Source organism: Mycobacterium helveticum, from assembly GCF_007714205.1.
GTDB lineage: Bacteria > Actinomycetota > Actinomycetes > Mycobacteriales > Mycobacteriaceae > Mycobacterium > Mycobacterium helveticum.
The window spans coordinates 1-7,227 of the sequence record NZ_VMQU01000183.1 but is presented as its reverse complement, the minus strand read 5'-3'; the positions used below and the strand labels follow the sequence as shown (position 1 = coordinate 7,227).

At 69.2% G+C, this 7,227-nt stretch carries 7 protein-coding genes and 1 tRNA gene; 7 read left to right on the top strand and 1 reads right to left on the bottom strand.

Annotated features, from left to right (window positions below):
- Positions 1-112: 112 nt before the first annotated feature.
- A complete protein-coding gene (locus FPZ47_RS25500; protein WP_144954631.1) occupies positions 113-865 on the bottom strand; it encodes an O-methyltransferase in 753 nt (250 codons plus the stop codon).
- A gap of 261 nt (positions 866-1,126) precedes the next feature.
- Here FPZ47_RS25500 and FPZ47_RS25495 point away from each other — a divergent pair, with 261 nt between their 5' ends.
- From FPZ47_RS25495 to FPZ47_RS25465, 7 genes are all read left to right on the top strand, one after another.
- The gene (locus FPZ47_RS25495) at positions 1,127-1,990 is read left to right on the top strand and encodes a ParA family protein (RefSeq protein WP_168209568.1); all 864 of its coding nucleotides are present in this window, start codon (positions 1,127-1,129) and stop codon (positions 1,988-1,990) included.
- Positions 1,978-2,805, top strand: a complete 828-nt coding sequence (locus FPZ47_RS25490) for a segregation/condensation protein A (protein ID WP_425461820.1) — start codon at positions 1,978-1,980, stop codon at positions 2,803-2,805. The genes FPZ47_RS25495 and FPZ47_RS25490 overlap by 13 nt, the downstream gene beginning before the upstream one ends.
- A 12-nt stretch (positions 2,806-2,817) precedes the next feature.
- Positions 2,818-3,513 carry an SMC-Scp complex subunit ScpB gene (scpB, locus tag FPZ47_RS25485; protein ID WP_144954622.1) on the top strand — a complete coding sequence of 232 codons (696 nt, stop codon included), beginning with the start codon at positions 2,818-2,820 and terminating at the stop codon, positions 3,511-3,513.
- The gene (locus FPZ47_RS25480) at positions 3,513-4,256 is read left to right on the top strand and encodes a pseudouridine synthase (RefSeq protein WP_144954619.1); all 744 of its coding nucleotides are present in this window, start codon (positions 3,513-3,515) and stop codon (positions 4,254-4,256) included. Before scpB ends, FPZ47_RS25480 begins: the two co-directional genes overlap by 1 nt.
- A complete protein-coding gene (gene cmk / locus FPZ47_RS25475) occupies positions 4,253-4,933 on the top strand; it encodes a (d)CMP kinase (RefSeq protein WP_144954616.1) in 681 nt (226 codons plus the stop codon). The genes FPZ47_RS25480 and cmk overlap by 4 nt, the downstream gene beginning before the upstream one ends.
- Positions 4,930-6,330, top strand: a complete 1,401-nt coding sequence (gene der / locus FPZ47_RS25470; protein ID WP_144954613.1) for a ribosome biogenesis GTPase Der — start codon at positions 4,930-4,932, stop codon at positions 6,328-6,330. The genes cmk and der overlap by 4 nt, the downstream gene beginning before the upstream one ends.
- 258 nt (positions 6,331-6,588) lie before the next feature.
- Positions 6,589-6,665: transfer RNA gene (locus FPZ47_RS25465), tRNA-Pro, on the top strand.
- Positions 6,666-7,227 lie beyond the last annotated feature (562 nt).

Genomic DNA, 7,227 nt, shown 5'->3' with positions numbered 1-7,227 from the left:
CCCCCCCCCCCCCCCCCCCCCCCCCCCCCCCCCCCCCCCCCCCCCCCCCCCCCCCCCCCCCCCCCCCCCCCCGGGCGCGCGGGCGCCCCCCCCCCCCCCCCCCCGGGGGCGGTCAGCCCAGGTAGTCGGATTCCAGCACCAGGTCGGAGACCAGGGACTGATACTCGAGGTGGGTCTTGTGCTCGACGGTGTTCCACAGCGTGCCCTGCTGCCGGCGCATGTAGGCGCGGTACTTCGGCGCGCCCGGGACCCTGACGTTGTCGGCGACCACGATCGCTCCCGGCCGCAGCCAGCCCCGGTCCAGGATGCTCTTCAGGTCATCGAGGTAGGCGTCCTTGTCGTGGTCAAGGAAAACGAATCCCAGTGCGCCGGAGCTGAATCCGTGCTGATTGGCCAGCGCGTCCAAGGTGCGCCCGCCGTCGCCGACGGTGCCGACGACGCACGTCACCCGGTCTGAAACCCCGGCGTGGGCCCAGATCTGCCGGGCGTTGGCGGCGTTGGCCTCGGCGAGTTCGACGGAGAACACCCTGGCGTTCGGAGCGGCCCGGGCGATCCGCAGGGCGCCGTAGCCGCAGTACGTGCCCAGCTCGAGTGCGAGCGCGGGATCGGCGCGGCGCACGGCGGCGTCGAGAAGCTTTCCCTTCTCGTCGCCCACGTTGATCAGCAGGGACTTCTCGTAGGCGAACTTGTCGATGGCGGCCAGCACGTCGTCGATGTCGCCGGGTCGGGCGTGGTGCAGGACGTACCTCACCGCGGCCGCTTCCCGCCCGTCACCGATCTGGCCCGTCGTGGTGATGTTGCGGACCCCGGTGGCCATCCGCCAGACCGACCAGCGCAGCAGCGGTACCCGTTTTCTGAGGTCCATGAAGGCCACGATAGGCCGTCACGCCGGCGGCCGGCGCCGCGACTGACGCGGTGCTCGGCAAAAGCGACAGCGCTTCCGCGACCCACCTGGTGGCCGCTCCGCTGGTACTGGTGGGGCAGGTGTGAAGCCTGCGCACTCGAATGGGCGCCAACCCGCGGCGGTCCGGCATATTCGCAGGTAAATCGCCCTGCGGGTCGCCCGGTGTCGGCGCGCGGAGCCGTTAGACTTTCCTGCGATGTTCACTTCGCGAACACCCCCGCCATGACCGATCGGCCGGACAACGGCGCCGAGCTCGGTCTGACCGGGCGACCGCCGCGGGCGATCCCGGAGCCGCAGCCGCGCACCTCGCACGGCCCGGCCAAGGTCGTCGCGATGTGCAACCAGAAGGGTGGCGTCGGGAAGACGACGTCGACGATCAACCTGGGCGCCGCCCTCGCCGAGTACGGCAGGCGGGTGCTGCTGGTCGACATGGACCCGCAGGGCGCGCTGTCGGCAGGGCTGGGGGTGCCGCACTACGAGTTGGAAAAGACGATCCACAACGTGCTGGTCGAGTCGCGGGTGTCGATCGACGACGTGCTGGTGCACTCCCGGGTCAAGAACCTGGACCTGGTGCCCAGCAACATCGACCTGTCGGCGGCCGAGATCCAGTTGGTCAACGAGGTGGGCCGCGAACAGACCCTGGGCCGCGCGCTGCACCCGGTGCTGGACCGCTACGACTACGTCCTGATCGACTGCCAGCCGTCGCTGGGCCTGCTCACCGTGAACGGGTTGGCCTGTTCGGACGGCGTGGTGATCCCCACCGAGTGCGAGTTCTTCTCGCTGCGCGGGCTGGCGCTGCTCACCGACACCGTCGACAAGGTGCGCGACCGGCTCAACCCCAAGTTGGACATCAGCGGCATCCTGATCACCCGGTACGACCCCCGCACCGTCAACGCGCGCGAGGTGATGGCCCGTGTTGTGGAGCGGTTCGGCGACCTGGTGTTCGACACCGTCATCAGCCGGACCGTCCGGTTCCCGGAGACCAGCGTGGCCGGCGAGCCCATCACCACCTGGGCACCGAAATCGACCGGCGCCATCGCCTACCGCGCGCTGGCCCGCGAGTTCATCGACCGATTCGGCGCGTGACGGGCGGCGCTCACGGTGAGGCGGCACCCAAGAACGGCTTTCAGGTCCGGCTGACCAACTTCGAGGGGCCGTTCGATCTGCTGCTGCAGCTGATCTTCGCCCATCGCCTCGACGTCACCGAGGTGGCGCTGCACCAGGTCACCGACGATTTCATCGCCTACACCCGGGAGATCGGGCCGCGGCTCGAGCTGGAGGAGACCACCGCGTTCCTGGTGATCGCGGCGACCCTGCTGGACCTGAAGGCGGCCCGGCTGCTGCCGGCCGGGCAGGTCGACGACGAGGAGGACCTGGCGCTGTTGGAGGTGCGCGACCTGCTGTTCGCGCGGCTGCTGCAGTACCGTGCGTTCAAACACGTCGCGGAGATGTTCGCCGAACTGGAAGCCACCGCGCTGCGCAGCTATCCGCGCGCGGTGTCGTTGGAAGACCGGTTCACCGAACTGCTGCCCGAGGTGATGCTCGGTGTCGACGCCCAGCGGTTCGCCCAGATCGCCGCGATCGTGTTCACGCCGCGACCGGCGCCGACGGTGAGCACCGGGCATCTGCACGAGCTGCAGGTCTCGGTCCCCGAGCAGGCCAAAAAACTGCTGGCGATCCTGGAGGCGCGGGGCAGCGGCCAGTGGGCCTCGTTTTCGGAGTTGGTCGCCGACTGTCGGGCGCCGATGGAGGTCGTCGGGCGCTTCCTGGCGCTGCTCGAACTCTATCGGAGCCGGACGGTAGCATTCGACCAGTCGGAGCCGCTTGGCGTGCTTCAAATTTCGTGGACCGGGGAGCGTCAGACCAACGAGGCCCTGGCAGAAGTCCGGGACGAGTCGTGAGGAGCGCCGCCAATGACTGACGACGCGACCGGCGTCGATCTCGACGCGGGCATTCCCGACATCGCCGAGGCGGCGCCCATGGACGCCGACGAACTCGGCTCCGTGCTCGAGGCGCTGTTGCTGGTGGTCGACAGTCCGGTGACGGTCGAAGCGCTGGCCGCTGTCACCCAGCAGCCCGCCCACCGGATCGCCGCCAGGCTGCAGCAGATGTCGGCGGAACTCACCGAACGCGACAGCGGCATCGACCTGCGCAACACCGACGAGGGTTGGCGGATGTACACGCGGGCCAGGTTCGCCCCGTATGTCGAGAAGCTGTTGCTGGACGGCGCGCGTTCCAAGCTCACCCGGGCCGCGCTGGAGACGCTGGCCGTCGTGGCCTACCGCCAGCCGGTGACCCGGGCACGGGTGAGCGCGGTCCGGGGCGTCAACGTGGACGCCGTGATGCGCACCCTGCTGGCGCGGGGCCTGATCACCGAGGCGGGCACCGACGAGGACAGCGGCGCGGTGACGTTCGCGACCACCGCGCTGTTCCTGGAGCGGCTGGGTCTGACCTCGCTGGCCGACCTGCCCGACATCGCACCGCTGCTTCCCGACGTCGACGCGATCGAGGAGCTCAGCGAATCCCTGGACAGTGAGCCGCGTTTCGTCAAACTCGCCGGGGGCGCTCCGGCTCAGAAGGCGCTGTCGTTCGACGTGGACCACGAGTGATGCTCGAACCCGAGGGTGTGCGTCTCCAAAAGGTGTTGTCCCAGGCCGGGATTGCGTCGCGGCGCGCCGCCGAGAAGCTGATCCTCGAGGGTCGCGTCGAGGTGGACGGGAAGGTGGTGACCGAGCTGGGAACCCGCGTGGATCCCGACGCCTCGGTGATCCGCGTCGACGGGGCCAGGGTGGTCGCCGACGACTCGATGGTCTACCTGGCGCTGAACAAGCCCCGCGGCATGCACTCGACCATGTCCGACGATCGCGGCCGGCCCTGCATCGGCGATCTGGTGGAACGCAAAGTGCGCGGGACCAGGAACCTGTTTCACGTCGGGCGCCTCGACGCCGACACCGAGGGGCTGATCCTGCTGACCAACGATGGCGAACTGGCGCACCGCTTGATGCACCCCTCTCACGAGGTGCCCAAGACATACCTGGCGACCGTGACCGGTTCGGTGCCGCGCGGGCTGGGCAAGCGGCTGCGCGCGGGCATCGAGTTGGACGACGGCCCCGCGCGGGTCGATGATTTCGCCGTGATGGACGCAATTCCCGGAAAGACGCTGGTGCGCTTGACGTTGCACGAGGGGCGCAACCGGATCGTGCGCCGGCTGCTGGGGGCGGCGGGTTTCCCGGTGGAGGCGCTGGTGCGCGTCGAGCTCGGGCCGGTGTCGTTGGGGGAGCAGCGGCCCGGCAGCATCCGGGCATTGAGCCGCGGCGAGGTCGGGCAACTCTACAAAGCGGTGGGCCTGTGAACGTCGTGGTAGCCATCGACGGCCCGGCTGGGACCGGAAAGTCCTCGGTGTCAAGAGGTTTGGCGCGCGCCCTGGGAGCCCGCTACCTGGACACCGGCGCGATGTACCGGATCGTGACGCTGGCGGTGTTGCGCGCCGGGGTCGACCCGGCCGACGCCGGGGCCGTTGCCGCTCTCGCGTCGACGCTCGACTTGGCGGTCGGCCACGACCCCGACCATCTCATTTATTGCCTTGCCGGGGAGGATGTTTCGGCGGAAATCCGCGGCGAACAGGTCACCCGGGCGGTCTCGGCGGTGTCGTCGGTTCCCGCCGTTCGCGCGCGGCTCGTCGCGCTGCAGCGGGAGCTGGCCGGGGGTCCGGGCAGCGTCGTCGTCGAGGGCCGCGATATCGGGACGGTGGTGCTGCCGGACGCTCCGGTGAAGATCTTCCTGACCGCCTCGGCCGAGACGCGGGCGCGGCGGCGCAACGATCAGAACCTCGCCTCGGGTCTGGGCGACGACTACGAACGCGTGCTGGCCGATGTGCGGCGCCGCGACCATCTGGACGCCACCCGAGCGGTCTCGCCGCTGCGCGCGGCCCCCGACGCGGTGGTCGTCGACACCAGCGACATGACCGAGGAGCAGGTGATCGCGCACCTCCTCGAGTTGGTCGAGCAGCGAAGCGGAGCGGTGCGATGACGCAGGACGAGACGTGGAGCGACGAAAGTGATTGGAATTCCGTCGGTTTCGACTTAGACGAGCCAACCGACGCGGGCCCGGCGCCCGTCGTGGCGGTGGTGGGGCGGCCCAATGTCGGCAAGTCGACGCTGGTCAACCGGATCCTGGGACGGCGCGAGGCGGTGGTGCAGGACGTTCCCGGCGTGACCCGGGACCGGGTCTCCTATGACGCGCTGTGGACCGGACGGCGGTTCGTGGTGCAGGACACCGGGGGATGGGAGCCCGACGCCAAGGGCCTGCAGCAGCTGGTGGCCGAACAGGCGTCGGTGGCCATGCGCACCGCCGACGCGGTGATCCTGGTGGTCGACGCCACCGTGGGGGCGACTGCCGCCGACGAGGCCGCGGCCCGGATTCTGTTGCGCTCGGGCAAGCCGGTCTTCCTGGCCGCCAACAAGGTGGACAGCGACAAGAACGAGGCGGACGCGGCGGCGTTGTGGTCGCTGGGCCTCGGGGAGCCGCACCCGGTCAGCGCGATGCACGGTCGCGGGGTGGCCGACCTGCTCGACGCGGTGCTGGCCGTGCTGCCCGAGGTGTCCGAGGTGGCCCCGGCGCCGGGCGGTCCGCGGCGCGTGGCGCTGGTCGGCAAGCCCAACGTGGGCAAGAGCTCGTTGCTGAACAAGCTGGCCGGTGACCAGCGTTCGGTGGTGCACGACGTCGCCGGGACCACCGTGGACCCGGTGGACTCGCTGATCGACCTGGGTGGCAAGGTGTGGCGGTTCGTGGACACGGCCGGCCTGCGGCGCAAGGTCGGGCAGGCCAGTGGACACGAGTTCTATGCTTCGGTGCGCACGCATTCGGCCATCGACTCGGCCGAGGTGGTCGTCGTGCTGATCGACGCCTCGGCGCCGCTGACCGAACAGGACCAGCGGGTGCTGTCGATGGTGATCGAGGCGGGACGGGCGCTGGTGCTCGCGTTCAACAAGTGGGATCTGGTCGACGAGGATCGCCGCGAGCTGTTGGAGCGGGAGATCGACCGCGAGCTGGCGCAGTTGAGGTGGGCGCAGCGGGTCAACATCTCGGCCACGACGGGCCGCGCGGTGCAGAAGTTGGTGCCGGCGATGGAGACGGCGCTGGCGTCGTGGGATGCACGCATACCGACCGGCCCGCTGAACGCCTGGCTCAAGGAGGTGGTGGCGGCCACGCCGCCGCCGGTGCGTGGCGGCAAGCAGCCTCGCATCTTGTTCGCCACCCAGGCCGCGGCCCGGCCGCCGACGTTCGTGCTGTTCACCACCGGTTTTCTGGAGGCCGGTTATCGGCGTTTCCTGGAACGGCGGCTGCGTGAGACGTTCGGGTTCGAGGGCACCCCGATCCGCATCAACGTGCGGGTGCGCGAGAAGCGGGCCGCCAAGCGGCGCTGAGCGTCGCGTCGAGTGTGAACCGACGGCTTCCGGTGTGACGCCACGGCGGGGACACGCCGCTCGAGGCCCGCCCTCAGCTCACACCCAAGCCCGGTAGCTGCCGGCCCGGGAAGGCAATGTCGACGCCTGATCAGACAGGGGCATGATCAGACGGGGGCCTGATGAGGGAGGGCGCAGGACGAGTGAGGTCGCTTGGCGGGGGGGGCGGCTGGCTTGAGGTAGGCTTTCGACCTGCTGCCGATGATGCAGGGCGGCACGCGGGCTGTGGCGCAGTTTGGTAGCGCACTTGACTGGGGGTCAAGTGGTCGCAGGTTCAAATCCTGTCAGCCCGACCACGAGAAGTAGGCTTTGACCTGCGGTTTAGCCGGCTGAGGCCCGGTAGGTGCCGCTGGTCTGTGGGACCACATTGGGACCACATCGGGCGAGTGCCAGTATTTGCGCTGGTACTTTGGCTACCGCTCGTCCGGTTCGTAATCGGCATTCACTATCGCGACCGGGACAGTAGGGGATCGGTATGTCAGATGACCTTGCACTTGACCGTCCGCTGGGTATCGATGGGCAGGCCTGGACCGCATGTCGTTGCTCACCGCGATCGTTTGGCGGAAGCCGTGGGCGGCACCGACAGATCGTGATTCTTTGCCGCGCTAAAGGAACTTGCCGAGTCCGTCGCGCGGGTCGTGATTACTGAACGCGGGGAAGTCGCTCCAGCTTTAACAGATTTTCCAGCGCTCGTCGATTCCGCCCACGCACTGCTCAAGCGCCAGCCGGGTGCGCATCTCAGCAACGATGCTGAGCTGCGTAACCTCGTTCAGACTGATCGCGCTAAGTGGTCTCGCCCGTTAATTCGTCGGGGGTTATGCGGCATGTGTTTGGGAAGTGGCGTTGGTGTCGAGCCGC